At 56.2% G+C, this 15,301-nt stretch carries 16 protein-coding genes; 7 read left to right on the top strand and 9 right to left on the bottom strand.

Going from position 1 to position 15,301, the window contains the following annotated elements; genetic code table 11:
• Positions 1–93: 93 nt before the first annotated feature.
• The 5 genes from AC3ISI_RS17370 to AC3ISI_RS17350 form a co-directional block, all read right to left on the bottom strand.
• A complete protein-coding gene (locus AC3ISI_RS17370; RefSeq protein WP_489333043.1) occupies positions 94–393 on the bottom strand; it encodes a hypothetical protein in 300 nt (99 codons plus the stop codon).
• Positions 394–660: 267 nt separating this feature from the next.
• Positions 661–1,143 carry a hypothetical protein gene (locus AC3ISI_RS17365; RefSeq protein WP_489333042.1) on the bottom strand — a complete coding sequence of 161 codons (483 nt, stop codon included), beginning with the start codon at positions 1,141–1,143 and terminating at the stop codon, positions 661–663.
• Positions 1,140–1,961 carry a winged helix-turn-helix domain-containing protein gene (locus AC3ISI_RS17360; protein WP_489333041.1) on the bottom strand — a complete coding sequence of 274 codons (822 nt, stop codon included), beginning with the start codon at positions 1,959–1,961 and terminating at the stop codon, positions 1,140–1,142. The genes AC3ISI_RS17365 and AC3ISI_RS17360 overlap by 4 nt, the downstream gene beginning before the upstream one ends.
• Before the next feature lie 551 nt (positions 1,962–2,512).
• Positions 2,513–2,974 (bottom strand): hypothetical protein, encoded by a 462-nt coding sequence (locus AC3ISI_RS17355; protein ID WP_489333040.1) that lies wholly within the window; start codon positions 2,972–2,974, stop codon positions 2,513–2,515.
• A 142-nt stretch (positions 2,975–3,116) separates the two neighbouring features.
• Entirely contained in the window at positions 3,117–3,797 is a 681-nt protein-coding gene (locus tag AC3ISI_RS17350; protein ID WP_489333039.1) for a DUF3313 domain-containing protein, read from the bottom strand.
• Positions 3,798–4,311: 514 nt separating this feature from the next.
• On the opposite strand from AC3ISI_RS17350, the gene AC3ISI_RS17345 reads away from it, so the two are divergent.
• The 7 genes from AC3ISI_RS17345 to AC3ISI_RS17315 all read left to right on the top strand — a co-directional run bounded on the left by AC3ISI_RS17345 (position 4,312) and on the right by AC3ISI_RS17315 (position 10,702).
• Complete coding sequence (locus AC3ISI_RS17345) at positions 4,312–5,292, top strand: quinone oxidoreductase family protein (protein ID WP_489333038.1); 981 nt, start codon at positions 4,312–4,314, stop codon at positions 5,290–5,292.
• A gap of 13 nt (positions 5,293–5,305) precedes the next feature.
• Positions 5,306–6,154 carry a TauD/TfdA dioxygenase family protein gene (locus tag AC3ISI_RS17340; protein ID WP_489333037.1) on the top strand — a complete coding sequence of 283 codons (849 nt, stop codon included), beginning with the start codon at positions 5,306–5,308 and terminating at the stop codon, positions 6,152–6,154.
• A gap of 83 nt (positions 6,155–6,237) precedes the next feature.
• Positions 6,238–7,290, top strand: a complete 1,053-nt coding sequence (locus AC3ISI_RS17335; protein ID WP_489333036.1) for a beta-keto acid cleavage family enzyme — start codon at positions 6,238–6,240, stop codon at positions 7,288–7,290.
• Positions 7,291–7,381: 91 nt separating this feature from the next.
• Positions 7,382–8,713 (top strand): MFS transporter, encoded by a 1,332-nt coding sequence (locus AC3ISI_RS17330; RefSeq protein ID WP_489333034.1) that lies wholly within the window; start codon positions 7,382–7,384, stop codon positions 8,711–8,713.
• On the top strand, positions 8,710–9,372 hold the full coding sequence (locus tag AC3ISI_RS17325) for a DsbA family oxidoreductase (RefSeq protein ID WP_489333033.1): 663 nt from the start codon (positions 8,710–8,712) through the stop codon (positions 9,370–9,372). Before AC3ISI_RS17330 ends, AC3ISI_RS17325 begins: the two co-directional genes overlap by 4 nt.
• Positions 9,369–9,695, top strand: a complete 327-nt coding sequence (locus AC3ISI_RS17320; RefSeq protein ID WP_489333032.1) for a Rieske (2Fe-2S) protein — start codon at positions 9,369–9,371, stop codon at positions 9,693–9,695. Before AC3ISI_RS17325 ends, AC3ISI_RS17320 begins: the two co-directional genes overlap by 4 nt.
• On the top strand, positions 9,692–10,702 hold the full coding sequence (locus AC3ISI_RS17315) for a YeiH family protein (RefSeq protein WP_489333031.1): 1,011 nt from the start codon (positions 9,692–9,694) through the stop codon (positions 10,700–10,702). The genes AC3ISI_RS17320 and AC3ISI_RS17315 overlap by 4 nt, the downstream gene beginning before the upstream one ends.
• A 145-nt stretch (positions 10,703–10,847) precedes the next feature.
• Here AC3ISI_RS17315 and AC3ISI_RS17310 read toward each other — a convergent pair whose 3' ends face one another.
• The 4 genes from AC3ISI_RS17310 to AC3ISI_RS17295 form a co-directional block, all read right to left on the bottom strand.
• Positions 10,848–11,501, bottom strand: a complete 654-nt coding sequence (locus AC3ISI_RS17310; RefSeq protein ID WP_489333030.1) for a DUF2931 family protein — start codon at positions 11,499–11,501, stop codon at positions 10,848–10,850.
• A gap of 52 nt (positions 11,502–11,553) precedes the next feature.
• On the bottom strand, positions 11,554–12,207 hold the full coding sequence (locus AC3ISI_RS17305; protein WP_489333029.1) for a DUF2931 family protein: 654 nt from the start codon (positions 12,205–12,207) through the stop codon (positions 11,554–11,556).
• Positions 12,208–12,209: 2 nt separating this feature from the next.
• Positions 12,210–13,802 carry a phospholipase effector Tle1 domain-containing protein gene (locus AC3ISI_RS17300; protein WP_489333028.1) on the bottom strand — a complete coding sequence of 531 codons (1,593 nt, stop codon included), beginning with the start codon at positions 13,800–13,802 and terminating at the stop codon, positions 12,210–12,212.
• 285 nt (positions 13,803–14,087) lie between these two features.
• Complete coding sequence (locus AC3ISI_RS17295; protein ID WP_489333027.1) at positions 14,088–15,122, bottom strand: AraC family transcriptional regulator; 1,035 nt, start codon at positions 15,120–15,122, stop codon at positions 14,088–14,090.
• Positions 15,123–15,301 lie beyond the last annotated feature (179 nt).

The following is a 15,301-nucleotide window of genomic DNA, read 5'->3' as shown; positions in this document are numbered from 1 at the left end:
ACTCATATTTTCGCAGTGACGGGGCGGTCGGCAGATGACGCAACGCGCCGCTTTCACTGTGATGACAGGCTAGGCAGTCAGAACAAATGATTATTAAAGTGGAATGAGTGAAAAATCCTGACGCTCATGGGTCATATTTTGTGGTGGGGAAGGGCGATGGTCGTTAGTCGCCTCTTCGTCGTCATGGAACTCATTTTCAGAGTAGATTTTCAGACGCGACAATTTTAGTTTCTCAGTCGGACTCAATTCTATTTCGTAAATTTCGATTTCTGCGCTGCCGATAGAGTATTCAGTGTGGGCCATCGAATGAAAGGGGATTGCCGCCAGAGATAGAGTTACCAGTATTTTGGTTGATGTCGATTTTACGGCTTGCAAAAAAAAATGTGTTTTCACCTGCCATCCCAAGAAAGTGTGTTGAAGGAGCATGAAGCTGAAACATATCTTTACATGATGTCATGCAGCTTGTTTGAAGAGGCATGGAGCCGGTTTTTTCTGCTGTGAGGATAGCAGGCACGGCTCCGAAACTATAAGAGGAGGGACTGTGCAGGGGAAAGGCGTCTGACTCAAATTAAAAATTATTATTTTATATTTGAGCTGGCTTTAGCGGCGCAAGGATCATCAAATTCTGTTGCCTGGTCGAATGGGGCATGACGTGATGGCTTAGTGATTCATGCAGCGCAAGCGGCCAAGGTCATGCACATAAAAACATACGGTTTTTTTATCGGCGGTAGGGATTAGCTCGTAGTTTAAAACAGTGCCTTCTTGCAGAATGAATTGCCGTCTGAAAAACAGATCGGGTGTCTTTTCAATGGCGAATAGCTCGTTATCCTGGCTAAGTTTGACGTTGCTTGTTTTTATCTGGACGTGATGTTTGCTTTCCCGGGTGATATCCGCGGTGATCGTAGCGTTGCGGATTTTTCCGTTCAGGCTTTCCAGAGTGGTTTGCGTAAGGCGACCGTGCCCGATGGTCAGGTACTCTTCGGTGTTGAGTTGATTTAAATCTTCGAGCCATTGGCGAGTGATTGTTTGATAACTGGTATTTTCCATGTAATAAGAGGGCGAATACATTAAGGAAAAAATACAAGCGGCGTTGATGACGGCAAGCACTATCCAGTGAGCAATTGAAGGTATTTTTAGCTTCATGGCGTTGCTTCCAAACATTGTTGGATCATCAAGGCGAGGTCTTTTTGGTTGCTGTTCAATTGTAAGTTCGCAGTGCTCAGGTCCGGACGAACGCACGAAACAGAATAGTTTGCTTTAAAGAGATTCAACCAAACCTGACCCTTTAAGTTTGGTGAAGACTGTTGAACCTGTTTAGCCGAAAGATCCCGCAGTGATTGTGCCTCTGCGACGCTGTTACCTACTGCATGGATGACTAATTCGTTCAGTTTTACGCTGGAGATTTCTACTTTCGGCGTATCGAAGCCCGAACGGAAACCAGTGATAGCGCATACCCCCAAGGTCAAGACATAAGCGACTGACAGGGCTTTTTTAATGTAAGTTGATTTTATGGCTTTTCCTGGAGTCCGCTGGACACCATCATTTCCGATGGGTGGAAGCGCTTCAATGCCCGGTACAGTAGGTTGCGCGACTTCCTCGGAAGGCATCGGCAAGTCTGTTTGTGCATCGACGACATAGTGACGGTTGAAGCAATAGCCTCTTCGAGGGACCGTCATCAAAATTTCGTGATCTCGACTGTCATTCAAAATGTTTCTAAGTGAGAAAACGGCCTGATTCAAACTGCCGGAAGCGACGACGCGGTCGTTCCAGGTGTAGTCGATAATCTCTTCACGGCTTTTAGTCTGACCGGGTTCCGTAAGCAGCAGATCCAGTAGACGCGATTCAGCTCGACCTATCGTGGTGCTTTGAACATCACCATGGGGTGTCGTGATGGAAAGCAAGGCGGTGTCTGGGTCGAATAGGGTCAGCGCCCCATTTTTCAACTTGAAGGCGTAACGCATGGGAATCCTTCGTTCAGGTGGATCTGGCTAGACATAAAGACGGTTTTGATAGGCTGGATTTGACGTAATGCATTTTGTCGGCGGGATGAACGGCTACGAGCGGGCATGCGCGGAAGGTGCAGAGAGAGCCACTAGACAATGCTGGAACAGCCTATCAAAAATCTCGCTGGAATCAAGCAAGGGTAATCCACGGGGGTTCAATCGAGGGCCATGATGCTCGGTACGAATGATGTGTGCTATCCGAAAACTGCAAGGCAGGGTTTGAGACAGCCTTATATTTAACACATAAGCTTGCGGTTCGGCTGAACTGATTCCCATTAGCTGAAGGGAGGTTCTTTGCGAGCCACAAGCTGATTGAAGCTAGATATTTGAGTGGGGTGCCGGCTAGGGCAGGGGGGACAAGTTACGTGAAATTACTTCGGAGACAGGGCGAACTTGGTGTTTATCGCATGACTGGGTAAATACATCTGCACATCAATTAAGTTATCCAGCAAGATTGTCATTTCGCAACGTTGATGTCGGGGGCGTTCGAAGAAGAATAACCGCCGGGATCAAGGCAAAACGTTGTAACCACGCTGTTGCAGGCAGCTGCTGTACACCGAGTTGTTGGCGGTGATGCTTTGCTCGGTGGTTCCAGCGTTCTGTCTGCGTTCCTGGCGTTGTCTGGATCCCCCGATCGCCACGCCGGCAGCCGCGGCGCTGCGTGCATTGTTCTGGCGATAGTCTTGCTTGATATCGTCATCGATCTGGTCATAGACGTTGTCGTGTTGGTTACCCCGAACCTGCGCTGCGGTGGCTCCGGCAACGGCGGCGGTAGCAGCGCCTTTTGCCCGGCCACCGGATGGCACTGTGTTTTGAATCGGGAATTGAGCATTGGCTTGTGATTGGCAAGCACTGGTGTCTTGCTGAATAGTTTGGGAATTTTGGTTTTTAAGCGGAACCACCGTCACTGCCCATGCGCCAGAACTGGCGAGCGATACATAGGCCGATAAGGTAAAGGTCAGTAGTTTCATCAAGTCGGACTCTCGTTAGACATCGTTACGTGTTCTAACGGTTTGCTTAAGGAGACGCGGCTCAAACCCCATGCTCGCGATGTAATCCCATGACAATGGATGGCAGGCAATTCAACGTTTGCAATGGGGTATTGCGCGGTTATTACTGCTTGGAAAGCAGTGCCTGCATGTCGTTCGTCATCTCTTTTAGTGCGGCCTTGAAGTCATTGGCAGCTATTGGCTGGCTGGCATTATCCAATGTCTCGCCGAACACCTTGCGAACCACCTTGGCGACCGGCAAACCGGTTTTTGCATCGATCAGGTCGGCTTCGATATACATTTCGGCTGTCTGATCGCGATGCCCGGTGGCGGCTTGTGTTGCCCCGACAATTGCGGAAATCGGTACGGCCTCATACCAATGCATGCCTTCGTTTTTGGCGCTGACTTCGGTGATCGCCGCATGCAAGATCAATGTCCGCGAATCGGACGGTGCTTGCTGTGCCTCCGGGACGATTGTGTAGGAGGGGGCAAAGGCGTTCTTGACACTGTTGCTGGCCATGGTCTGCACGTCTTGCAGGGTTTTCAGGTTGATGCGATCGCTCGGCTTCGGCGCTGGATACAGTTCTACCTCCTTGAACACGACAGTGGAATAAGCTTGAGGATCAAACCCTGGCTTTACCCAGCGCAGCACCTTTTTTTCGCTCGGCGTAGTTTGTTCTTCCAGACCCTGATAATTGGCCAGGAAGCCCGAATACTGCTCCTGCTGCGTGACCTTCGAGACACAGCCGACCTGAAACACGCTACTCAATGCAATTCCCACAATCCATTTATTCGACATGCCCATGTGTTCTGTTCTCAAGTGATGAAAGTTGTTATTCCAGTGCTGACCTGAGCTACGCAAAGCGGGTGCTTGCACGTCGGTCAAAGCGGGACGGATGCTGCCCGCAGTGGCGGGATAATCCGAATCAATAACCCTCAAAAACTATTAAACTGAGCCGCCAGAGTGTGTCCGTGCTGCAGCCACCTATGGCAGGCGGCTATTTGCACAGAAGGTATCGGTCTGCTGAGTAAGCCCTGATCGCAAAGGCGGCAGGTCTGCGTTGGCGCATGATGTCCATTAATACCTGTTGACCATCAATTCTCCTGTCGGGCGTTGCCGCGCGACATGGTGCAGAGGCTGAACCACTGTCGCCCGATCATCCGCCAGAGGCATAGATATCTCGCCACGCGGGGCCTCTGTCACGAAATGAAAAGCCATTGTCGTCTGATGAGAAGCGGCTCCAGAGGCAGCATCCTACAGTCCAATCAGCGCAATTCGACGCAGCAAGCCAACATTGCAGATTGGAGAATAAGAAATCATGGCCAAAGCCGTTCGCTTTTACGAAACCGGTGGTCCCGAAGTCCTTCGTTATGAAGACGTCGAAGTCGGCGATCCTGGTCCAGGCCAGGTTCGTCTTCGTCATGTAGCGGTTGGCCTGAACTATGCCGACACCTACTTTCGCAATGGCACCTACCCGATCCCTATGCCGAACGGCATGGGCGTTGAGGCTTCCGGTGTGGTCCAGGCCATCGGCGAAGGCGTGACCAATGTTCAAGTTGGGGATCGCGTTACCTACACCGGTTTTCTCAATACCTTAGGTGCCTACAGCACCGAGCGTCTGATCGCTGCCGCGCCGTTGATCAAGTTGCCGGAAACCATCAGCTTTGAAACGGCCGCGGCCATGACCATGCGTGGTCTGACCTCGTCGTACCTGATGCGCCGCATCTACGACTTCAAGGCCGGTGACACTATTTTGCTGCACGCCGCCGCTGGTGGTGTGGGCCTGATCGTTTCGCAGTGGGCCAAGTTGCTCGGCGTGAACGTCATCGGCACTGTGTCCACCGAGGCCAAGGGTGAAATTGCCCTGGCTCATGGTTGCACCCATGTCATCAATTACAGCCATGAAGACGTTGCTCAACGCGTTCGCGAGATGACGGACGGTGTGGGTGTCAACGTCGTATTCGACAGCGTTGGCAAGAATACCTTCATGGGTTCCCTGGATTCGCTCAAGCGTCGCGGCTTGATGGTGTGCGTCGGCACGGCGTCCGGCCCGATCCCGGCCTTCGACCCGGTATTGCTGGCGATGAAGGGTTCGCTGTTCCTGACCCGTCCGGCCCTGGCTGACTACATCGCCGACCCTGCGGAAAAAGCTGCCCTGGCTGGCGAGCTGTTCGACCACGTCGGCAGCGGTCGGATCAAGATCGAAATCAATCAGCACTATGCCTTGCAAGACGCTGTCCAGGCCCATCGCGACCTGGAGTCACGCAAGACTACCGGCTCTTCGATTTTCATCGTTTAAGGAGCGGCCAGCCATGAAAGTCGAACAATTGACCTACAACATCGGCGCCGAACTGATCGGCGTCAACCTCGCCGATGCGGTGCATGACGATGGTCTCTTTGCCGAGATTCGTGCCCAGTTAGTCAAGCATCGGGTGGTGTTCCTGCGTGATCAGGACATCAGCCGCGCTGATCACGTGGCTTTCGCCCGTCGTTTCGGCGAGCTGGAGGATCACCCGGTGGCCGGCAGCGACCCGGATCATCCAGGGCTGGTGCGCATCTACAAAAATCCGGACCAGCCAATGGACCGCTACGAGAACGCCTGGCACACCGACGCCACTTGGCGCGAAGCCCCGCCGATGGGGTGTGTGCTGCGTTGCGTGGAGTGCCCGCCCGTGGGCGGCGACACCATGTGGACCAACATGGTAGAGGCGTATGCGCGCCTGCCGGAAGACGTAAAAGTGAAGATCGCCGACCTGCGTGCCCGCCACAGCATCGAAGCGAGCTTTGGTGCGGCCATGCCGATCGAGAAGCGTCTGGCACTCAAGGCGATGTATCCGGATGCCGAGCACCCAGTGGTGCGTACTCACCCGGAGACCGGGGAAAAGGTGCTGTTCGTCAACGCCTTCACCACCCACTTCAGTAACTACCACACCCCTGACCGGGTGCGCTTCGGCCAGGACGCAAACCCTGGTGCGGGCGAGTTGCTGCGCTACCTGATCAGCCAGGCGTACATCCCTGAGTATCAAGTGCGCTGGCGCTGGAAACCCAACAGCATCGCGATCTGGGACAACCGCAGTACCCAGCATTACGCGGTGATGGATTACCCACCGTGCCATCGCAAGATGGAACGCGCCGGGATTATCGGTGACAAGACGTTCTGATCGACGCCCTCTGTTTTAGCACTCGTAGAGTCGCCTGCCAGGCATGACCGGCAGGCGGACAACCATAAAAACTGGAGTAAATCATGCAATTTTTCGACGATTCCCTGCACCCGGAAAACATGGAAAAGGTGGTCATCACCGTGGCCCCTTACGGTCCTGAGTGGATGCCGGAAGACTTCCCGGAAGACATCCCGCTGACCATGGATGAACAAGTCCAGAAAGCGGTCGAGTGCTACGAAGCCGGCGCCACGGTTCTGCACCTGCATGTGCGTGAACTGGACGGCAAGGGTTCCAAGCGTCTGTCCAAGTTCAACGAATTGATTGCCGGCGTACGTGAAGCGGTGCCGGACATGATTATCCAGGTCGGCGGTTCGATTTCGTTCGCCCCTGAAAGCGATGGCGAAGCCGCGCTGTGGTTGTCCGACGATACCCGCCACATGCTGGCCGAGCTGACGCCAAAACCGGATCAGGTCACGGTGGCGATCAACACCACCCAAATGAACATCATGGAATTGCTGTATCCGGAATACCTGGAAGGCACTTCCCTGGCCAACCCGGCCTATCAGGCTGCCTACAGCGAAATGACCGTACCGGCCGGCCCAGCCTGGGTTATCGAGCACCTTAAGCGTCTGATGGACAATGACATCCAGCCGCACTTCCAGCTGACCGGCATGCACGCTTTGGAAACTCTGCAGCGCATGGTGCGCAAGGGTCTTTACAAAGGTCCATTGAACCTGACCTGGATCGGCATCGGCGGCGGTTTCGACGGTCCTAATCCGTTCAACTTCTTCAACTTCATCCACCGCGTTCCAGACGGCTGCACCCTGACGTCCGAGTCGCTGCTCAAGAACGTGCTGCCGTTCAACACCATGGCGATGGCCATGGGTATGCACCCGCGTGTGGGCAATGAAGACACCATCATTGACCACAAGGGCGATCGTTTCGGTTCGGTTGCGCAGATCAAGCAAACCGTGCGCATCGCTCACGAGCTGGGCCGCGAAATCGCCACGGGCAAAGAAGCCCGCGCGATCTACCGCATCGGTCAGAAATACGAAACTATCGAAGAAACTCTGCTGGCCAACGGTATGGCCCCCAACCGCAAGGCTGGGCAGAAAGGTGTGCCGCAACGCGGCTAACTGACAGCGGGAGCGGGAGGCCTTGGCCTCTCGCTCGCTGCATTGAAATACGCTCGATAACAAAAATAAAACGAAGTTTCGAGGAGGCTGCATGGCCTTTCACCCAATCGCCGCTGGCGATGACGACACCAGTGGTGTCGGTATTGCGCGCAAATATGCCTGGATCGTCTTCGCACTGACGTTCGGCTTGTTGATTTCCGATTACATGTCTCGCCAAGTGCTGAACGCCGTATTCCCGATGCTCAAGGGCGAGTGGGCCCTGACTGACGGCCAGCTCGGCTTGCTCAGCGGTATTGTGGCCTTGATGGTCGGCCTGCTGACCTTTCCATTGTCATTAATGGCTGACCGCTTCGGTCGGGTTAAAAGTCTGGCGCTGATGGCGCTGTTGTGGAGTATCGCTACGCTGGGTTGCGCATTGGCGCAGGACTACCAGCAAATGTTTATCGCCCGCTTCATGGTGGGTGTCGGTGAGGCTGCCTATGGCAGCGTCGGTATTGCTGTAGTGATTTCGGTGTTTCCGAAACACATGCGTGCAACGCTGGCCAGTGCCTTCATGGCAGGCGGTATGTTCGGTTCGGTGTTGGGCATGGCTATGGGCGGCGCTATTGCGGCCAAGCTTGGCTGGCGCTGGTCGTTTGCCGGTATGGCCCTGTTTGGTCTGCTGCTGGCGGTGCTTTATCCGATCATCGTCAAGGAGGCGCGTATTGCGCCCCAGCGTGCGGCGCAGGCCGGCAAAAAAGTGACTGCGGCGGTCAAACGCCCGTTGCGTACGTTGTGCTCCAGCCCGTCGGTGATCGCGGCTTACATCGGCAGTGGCTTGCAACTGTTCGTTGGCGGCACCGTGATTGTGTGGATGCCCAGCTACCTCAACCGTTACTACAACATGCCGACTGACAAAGCTGGCGGTATGGCCGCGATCATTGTTCTGTGCAGCGGCGCCGGGATGATCTTGTGCGGCATGCTCAGTGATCGCATGTGCCGTCAGTCGGCCGAACGCAAGGTTGCACTGGCCATCGCCTATTGCTTGGGCAGCTGCCTGCTGCTGTCAGCGGCATTCGCCTTGCCGCCGGGGCCTGCTCAACTGCTGTTGATTTGCCTGGGCATGCTGATTGCCGCCGGCACCACCGGACCTGCCGGTGCGATGGTTGCCAACCTGACCCATTACTCGGTGCACGGAACGGCGTTTGCCACGCTGACCCTGGCTAACAACTTGCTCGGCTTGGCGCCAGGGCCGTTCATCACCGGCAAGGTGTCCGACATGATCGGCTTGCAGGCGGCCTTCCAGTTAGTGCCGCTGGTGAGCGTCGCGGCAGCGGCCGTGTTCTTTTTTGCAAAGTGCCATTACCAAAAGGATATTGCCCGGCTGGCAGGTGAGCAGGTCAACGATTCGGTAATTGAAACTGCGGTAGAGGTGAAGGTGTGAGTGGTCGTTTACAAATAGATGTGTTTTTCGATTTTATCTGCCCTTGGTGCTTGATCGGAAAACGCCAACTGGAGCGCGCACTCGAGTTGCTGCGCTTGCAGCAACCGGAAGTGCTGGTGACCACGGTGTGGCATGGTGTGCAGTTGCTGCCACACCTGCCGGTTCAGGGTGAACCGTTCGCCGAGTTCTACCTCAATCGTCTGGGCAGTGCCGAGGCGGTGGCGATGCGTCAGGCCCAAGTGCGGCAGGCCGCGCAGGCGGTAGGGGTGCCTATCGATTTGACTCGCATCGCCACGATGCCTAATACGGCTGACGCCCATCGTCTGTTGGCGCACGCCAACACACAGGGGAGCGCGGCTCAGCGCGACCAGTTGCTTGAGCGTCTGTTCACCGCGTACTTCCAGAATGGCGAGGACCTGGGTTGCCGCGAGACCTTGATCGCCATCGCCCAATCGTGTGGTTATGACGTTGATGCGGTGAAGGACTACCTGAAAGACGAATCCGGTCCCTTTGTCGGTAACGAGGTTGGGGCCTCCAGCGGTGTACCAAGTTTTCAGTTCAACCGCCAATTGTCGATGGTCGGCGCACAGCCTGCCGAAGCGCTGCTTAGCGCCATGTGCGGTGCCTTGGAGCGCCAGCGCGTGGTGCCTGCGTCATGATGCGTCGTGTCCCCGTGCCTGTCGGGAAACTCCCGCAGGCGGGCGGTCGTGCGCTGTTTGAGTTCGAGAACAAAAGCCTGGCGTTGTTTAACGTCGAAGGCGAGCTGTTTGCCATCGATGACAGTTGTCCGCATCAGGGCGCCTCGCTCTGTGGCGGGCGTCTTGATGGTCGAGTGATTCAATGCTGCGCTCATGGGCTACGGTTCGATCTGCGCAGCGGCTACCTGCTCAACTCCACCCAGCTCAAGGTCACCAACTACCCGGTCGAAGTTGTCGACGACCAGGCTTTTATCGTTATTGTTTCTGAGGAGTCCGCGCCATGAGCGCCATCGCTCTTACCCGTATCCATAGCCGAACACGCGAACTGGCACCGGGTTTCATCGTCAGTCTGATCGTCGCAGCCGCGGCTTCTTTTTTGTCCGAGCACTACGGTGCGCCGGTGATGCTGTTTGCCCTGTTGCTGGGCATGGCACTGAATTTCCTCGCCGGTGAAGGCGTGTGCAAGGCCGGTATCGAGTTCACGGCGCGTACCATATTGCGCCTCGGCGTGGCCTTGCTGGGTATGCGCATTACCCTGGAGCAGATTGCCGCGCTGGGCTGGAAGCCTGTAGCGCTGGTGGTGTTTCTGGTAGTGGTGACGATTGGCGTTTCGGTGATCGCGGCCAAGTTAATGGGTTTCCAGCGCTTGTTTGGCATGCTCACCGGTGGGGCTACCGCGATTTGTGGTGCCTCGGCTGCATTGGCACTGGCCGCTGCGCTGCCTAATCATCCGCAGAAAGAGCGGGCTGTGCTGTTCACCGTCATTGGCGTGTCCGCGCTGTCGACCACAGCGATGATCGTTTATCCGATGATTGCCCACTGGCTGGAGTTGTCACCCCAGCTGGCCGGCGTGTTCCTCGGCGCCACCATTCACGATGTGGCTCAGGTGGTCGGTGCGGGTTACGGCATGTCGACCGAGACCGGCGATACCGCCACGGTGGTCAAGTTGATGCGGGTCGCCATGCTGGTGCCGGTGATCGTCTGTGCAGCAATGGTCACCCGCATGCAGGGCGCTGACACCTCGGGCAAGCGGCCGCCGCTGCTACCGTGGTTCGCCGTCGGTTTTATCTTGCTGGCCTGTATCAACAGCACAGGTTGGGTGGTCCCGGCTGTGCAGGGCGCGGTGAATGAACTGTCGCGCTGGGCCCTGGTGATTTCCATCAGTGCGCTAGGTATGAAGACTCAGCTCAAGGAGCTGGCCGCTGTCGGCATCAAGCCTATCCTGCTGATGGTGGGCGAGACGGTGTTCCTCGCGGTCCTGGTGCTGCTGTTGCTGCGCTGGGGGTTCTGAGCCCGACCTGAATCGGTTTTACGTAGTGCCGCCTTGCGTTTGACTCCTCAGCGCTTTGCGGTGCTCGGTCGGTGTCACAAACACTGGCTTTTGGCGGCGACTGTACAGCAGTCGCCGTTTTTTTCGTTGGCTCGAAAACACTTCATCACCAACTGCCAAAGGGGATGCCGAAACGTTCGATGTAGCGTTGGGAGGAGTCTTTGATCTTGCCGTAGAAGCCGTTGTACTTGCCTTGATCGGGACCTAACGGTTCGATGCCGACTTGCCCTCGGTCGACTTTGTGGGCGCGGAAGCAGTCGTCGCGGGTCCATAGTTGGATGATCCCGCCAGGTGCCAATCCCACATTGAGAGACGCCGCGGAATTGGCGGAAAACTCGGGTGTTTTATAGCAACGTCGGGCTGTCGAGTTGCGCATGATGTCGCGGGTGGATTCGGAGATATCAATCCAGCCTGCGTAGGTCTTGCGCTCGACAATCGATTGCCAGCGGACAAATAAGCGCTTAGGCAGGTCTGCCCCCAGGACTGGCATGCTCGCACTGCCAACACCCACCCATCCCCGCGCATTTTCGGTGCCATTCTCGTGGTCGCTACTACCCGCTGAACCTGCTGCGACATGGTGAAGTATCCGACCTTTGATGTCTTCGACTGCCGAGGTCTCGACCCAAACCGACATGTGGGCGGGTTCGGTAAAACCGATGTACCACCAACGAGTTTTGAAGTCGTTTTTAGCTGACAGTGGGTCGACGGCCTGGCAGGCACCTATTGATATAAACGCTAAAACTGAGAGCGGTATTTTCATGGTTACAGCGTCCATTCCGGTACATGAGGGTGGTGCACCCGTACGGCATTCATCACCAACTTCCATAGGGGATGCCGAAACGTTCGATGTAGCGTTGGGAGGAGTCTTTGATCTTGCCGTAGAACCCGTTGTATTTGCCTCGATCGGGGCCTAACGGTTCGATACCGACTTGCCCTCGGTCGACTTTGTGGGCGCGGAAGCAGTCGTCCCAGACCCAGACCTGAATGATGCCGCCCGGCGCCAGACCCAGATTCATGGCTGCACTCGGGTTGGCGGTGAACTGAGGGGTTTCGTGGCAGCGCTGGGCCGTCGAGTTGCGCATGATGTCGCGGGTGGATTCGGAGATATCGATCCAGCCGGCGTAGGTCTTGCGTTCGACTATCGATTGCCAGCGCACGAAGATGCGTTTTGGCAGGTCGGCCCCCGTGACCGAAGTTCCCGCTCCGCCGATGCCTACCCAGCCTCGTGCGTTTTCAGTTCCGTCGTCATGATCACTTCTTGCGGCGGCACCCGATGCGACAGAGTGAAACATCTGACCATTGATGTCTTCGACTGCCGAGGTTTCCACCCAAACGGTCATGTGTGCAGGCTCGGTGAAGCCAATCCCCCACCAAGGCAGTTTGTAGTCATTTTTGGCCGATAACGGATCCACTGGATGGCAAGCGCTTATCGTTACGAGTGCTAACAAAACGGTCAGGATTTTCATGGTTACAGCGTCCATTCCGGTACATGAGGGTGGTGCACCCGTACGGCATCCGCCGTCGGGACATGGGCATAGGCCAGTTCGAATCGGGTAGTGCGAGCGCCGGAGAGAAAGGTCGGGCTCCAGTGCGCTGACTGGTGGATATAGTGGAGCTTCAAAAACTGATCCTCTACGGCGGTAGTGTGGTAATCACCAGCGACAAACCGTTCGCACATTGACTGAAGCTCGGCGGGAGGTGCCAATGCGGCACGTTGCTGAATATCGTCAAACTCAACTCCGTGTTTTCTGGCTGCCTCATACATCACCCGCAAATACACCAGCGACAAACCAGCGCCGATCTTGCGCCGTAGCTGTAAACCGACAAATACGCGCTTTTGTTTCGGCGCATGTTGCTCTCTTGGTGCCGGCCGTAGCGTTACCGGGGCAGGGGTGATCAGTTCCAGCATCTCCAGTGGCCAACCCTTGGCGTGCCATTTCGCCCGTTCCTCTTGGGCTTCGCGGTAGATCGAGGTGGTTTTTACGTCGGTGAATTCGCCAACCTCCAAGGCCTGCATAGGGCTGAGTAACACGCATTCTTCGATGTCATCGCGGTAACCACCGCCGATATCCGAGTGAACGCCCGGCAGGCTGATTTCCGAATGATCCGGGCTGACACTGTTGAGGGCGAAATTGGCGCGGTACTCGTCCCGTGCCACCAGTTGCACAACATTGGGAAAGAAGCGCGGCATCAAATACAACTTGACCCCGGGGGCTGCCGGGCTGCGCACATAGCCCAGGTTGCTCAGGCCGCCCACAGACGCGACAGTGTCGAACAGGCCGATAAACCCGGTGCTGACCCCTTCACCAAACACCTTGCTGAACCCTCGGGCGAACAGGCTGTCCGGCAGGTTCAGGGTTTCCCTGAGCGCATTGTTGGACCTGTTCAGGCACAAGCAGGCGAAATGTCGGGCGGCGGCCGCACCACGGCTGAAGCCGAAGACATCGAAGATCACGCGCTGAATCTGTACGTTTGGGTAGTCACTTTGAAAGCTGAGTAACCGCAGTTTGATCTGACGGAACGCGAGATTCACCCGCGCTTCGATACCTGTCTCACCTCGGCCCAATGCCGCACCCAGTAGGCTGTCTTGCTCGCCAGCCGTTGTGCCAATACCTTCGACGTAGACCTTATCGAACGCCAATTTGTGCTGGATGACTTTTCCCGGGTCAATGGATTTCAAGTACAACTCATGCAACCGCTTAACATTCGTCACTTCCCCACCATAACTACTGTCAGGGTCTTGCATGTACGGCTTGCAACTCCCATCCATATCCTGCTTGGACAACGGATGATGGGCGCCGCATTTTCGTCCCATCTCGACATTGAACGGGTTGTTGCCAGTGCCATCGAAAAACACCCCGATACGCAGAGTGATCTTCACCCGCGAGGCCTCTTCGCGTGCCTCCTTGTCTTCCCAGGCCGCATTGAGCGCCTCTTCCCTTGCCCGTTGTCGGGCCATTGCTTCGTCGTATTTGCGTTGTTCCGCTGCCTGGTCCGGTCGCGGGCCTCGTCTGCGGCTTCGGCAAATAGCACATTGGCAACCCCCATAGTCATTTTTCATGGATGCATCCCTCGAGCGCAAAGCCCTTCCCTGGGCGCCAAATCAAATATTGGTGTCAGGGAAAAACGATGCGCTTCGGGGGATGGGCGACGCTGCCAGTCGCCGCCTGATTACTTGTAGGATCGGGATGGGATGCTTGAAGCCTGGGGCTGTCAGAAAAGGCTTCAGGCAATAAACAGTGGCGGGGGAGCTTGCTCCCGCTGCTGTGTGGGTTTTAAACAAGCCTTTTCGGGCGATGTTTAATACTCCAAGTTCCCAGGGTGGGAACTCGAAGGTTTGGCGGACTCAGGACTCGTGGTGACCCGGGGCAGGTTTTGAGGTGGTTTGCTTTTGTGCGCGCCAGGCGGCCGGCGGCATGCCGAACTGGGTGATGAACCAGCGTGTGAAGGAGCTCGCCATGGAATACCCGAGCATGTCGGCGATGCGCCCCAGCGAATAATTCGGATTCTCCAGGTAACGCAGGACCAGATCGCGGCGCACGTCGTTGATCAGGTCGTTGAAGGCGCAGTCATCATCTTTGAGGCGACGTTGCAGCGTCCGTACGTTCATGCCCTGGGTCTGGGCGATCTGCTCGATGGTGGCGCGCCCCATTGGCAACAGCACGTAAATGGCCTTGCGCACCTCGAACAGCAACGACGGTCCTTCATCGCTGAGCAACGAGTCAAGGTAACTCTGGGCGTAACGTGCCATGGCCGGATCGGCATGGGGGTTGGTCACGTCCAGGCTGGCATTGGGGCAGACGATGCCGTTGAACTCGCTGCCGAATTCCAGCGTGCAGCCGAACAGGCGGCGATGCAGTTGCAGGTTGTCCGGAGGCTGGTGCGTGAAGTTGACACTGTAGGGATGCCAGTGTGAGCCGAGCAGTGCTGAGCACAAACGGAACATGACACCGATGGCCAGATCGTTGGCTTGCCGGCAGGGCATGGGTGTGTCGGTCACCACCTCCTCACGAATGATCACCATCTTGCCTGCCTCTTCAATGAAGATGGCCAGCGAGTCGTTCATCAAGTGACGGTAATGCACCACGACCTGCAAGGCCTCTCGCAGCGTACGCTGGTGAGTGAGCAACAGACTGACCACTCCGAAGTCCGAGAGGTGGCGCGACTCGGCCATGCTCAGGCCGAAGTTCTGGCAGCCAGTGGCGGTGGCCGAATCTTCCAGCACGCGCACGGCGGAATCGATGGGGATCCGATGTTCCGGTGCTAACAACTGAGCCCTGCTCAAGCCACTGGCAGCCAGTACATCGCGCGGGTTAAATCCCAGGTACTGGGTGACCTCAAGGTAGTTGGTCAAGACAGCAGCGCGAACAAGCTTGGTCATGCGTGGTTCTTCCCTGGGCCAGTTAAGGTGGAAACGAGCGTGGCGACTATATCCAGCACGTCATGAAATGGAAAGTTGTTGCGTAACCTCCGGTTCGCGCCGGTTGCTTCCTCTGATCGCCCCGTATCATCGAGATAAATTCGCTCACCTATTGATTACAGTGGCCTTGGGCAAACCCG

The sequence above is a fragment of the Pseudomonas sp. GL_139_B genome, assembly GCF_057834475.1.
This window is presented reverse-complemented; position numbering and strand designations above follow the sequence as displayed.

What these genes read in the sequence shown, in the direction of transcription:
- AC3ISI_RS17295 (WP_489333027.1), bottom strand. Translation starts at nt 15,122, where the DNA reads ATGACCAAGCTTGTTCGCGCTGCTGTCTTGACCAACTACCTTGAGGTC.
- AC3ISI_RS17330 (WP_489333034.1), top strand. Translation starts at nt 7,382, where the DNA reads ATGGCCTTTCACCCAATCGCCGCTGGCGATGACGACACCAGTGGTGTC.
- AC3ISI_RS17355 (WP_489333040.1), bottom strand. Translation starts at nt 2,974, where the DNA reads ATGAAACTACTGACCTTTACCTTATCGGCCTATGTATCGCTCGCCAGT.
- AC3ISI_RS17360 (WP_489333041.1), bottom strand. Translation starts at nt 1,961, where the DNA reads ATGCGTTACGCCTTCAAGTTGAAAAATGGGGCGCTGACCCTATTCGAC.
- AC3ISI_RS17315 (WP_489333031.1), top strand. Translation starts at nt 9,692, where the DNA reads ATGAGCGCCATCGCTCTTACCCGTATCCATAGCCGAACACGCGAACTG.
- AC3ISI_RS17310 (WP_489333030.1), bottom strand. Translation starts at nt 11,501, where the DNA reads ATGAAAATACCGCTCTCAGTTTTAGCGTTTATATCAATAGGTGCCTGC.
- AC3ISI_RS17365 (WP_489333042.1), bottom strand. Translation starts at nt 1,143, where the DNA reads ATGAAGCTAAAAATACCTTCAATTGCTCACTGGATAGTGCTTGCCGTC.
- AC3ISI_RS17335 (WP_489333036.1), top strand. Translation starts at nt 6,238, where the DNA reads ATGCAATTTTTCGACGATTCCCTGCACCCGGAAAACATGGAAAAGGTG.
- AC3ISI_RS17305 (WP_489333029.1), bottom strand. Translation starts at nt 12,207, where the DNA reads ATGAAAATCCTGACCGTTTTGTTAGCACTCGTAACGATAAGCGCTTGC.
- AC3ISI_RS17340 (WP_489333037.1), top strand. Translation starts at nt 5,306, where the DNA reads ATGAAAGTCGAACAATTGACCTACAACATCGGCGCCGAACTGATCGGC.
- AC3ISI_RS17320 (WP_489333032.1), top strand. Translation starts at nt 9,369, where the DNA reads ATGATGCGTCGTGTCCCCGTGCCTGTCGGGAAACTCCCGCAGGCGGGC.
- AC3ISI_RS17350 (WP_489333039.1), bottom strand. Translation starts at nt 3,797, where the DNA reads ATGGGCATGTCGAATAAATGGATTGTGGGAATTGCATTGAGTAGCGTG.
- AC3ISI_RS17300 (WP_489333028.1), bottom strand. Translation starts at nt 13,802, where the DNA reads ATGAAAAATGACTATGGGGGTTGCCAATGTGCTATTTGCCGAAGCCGC.
- AC3ISI_RS17345 (WP_489333038.1), top strand. Translation starts at nt 4,312, where the DNA reads ATGGCCAAAGCCGTTCGCTTTTACGAAACCGGTGGTCCCGAAGTCCTT.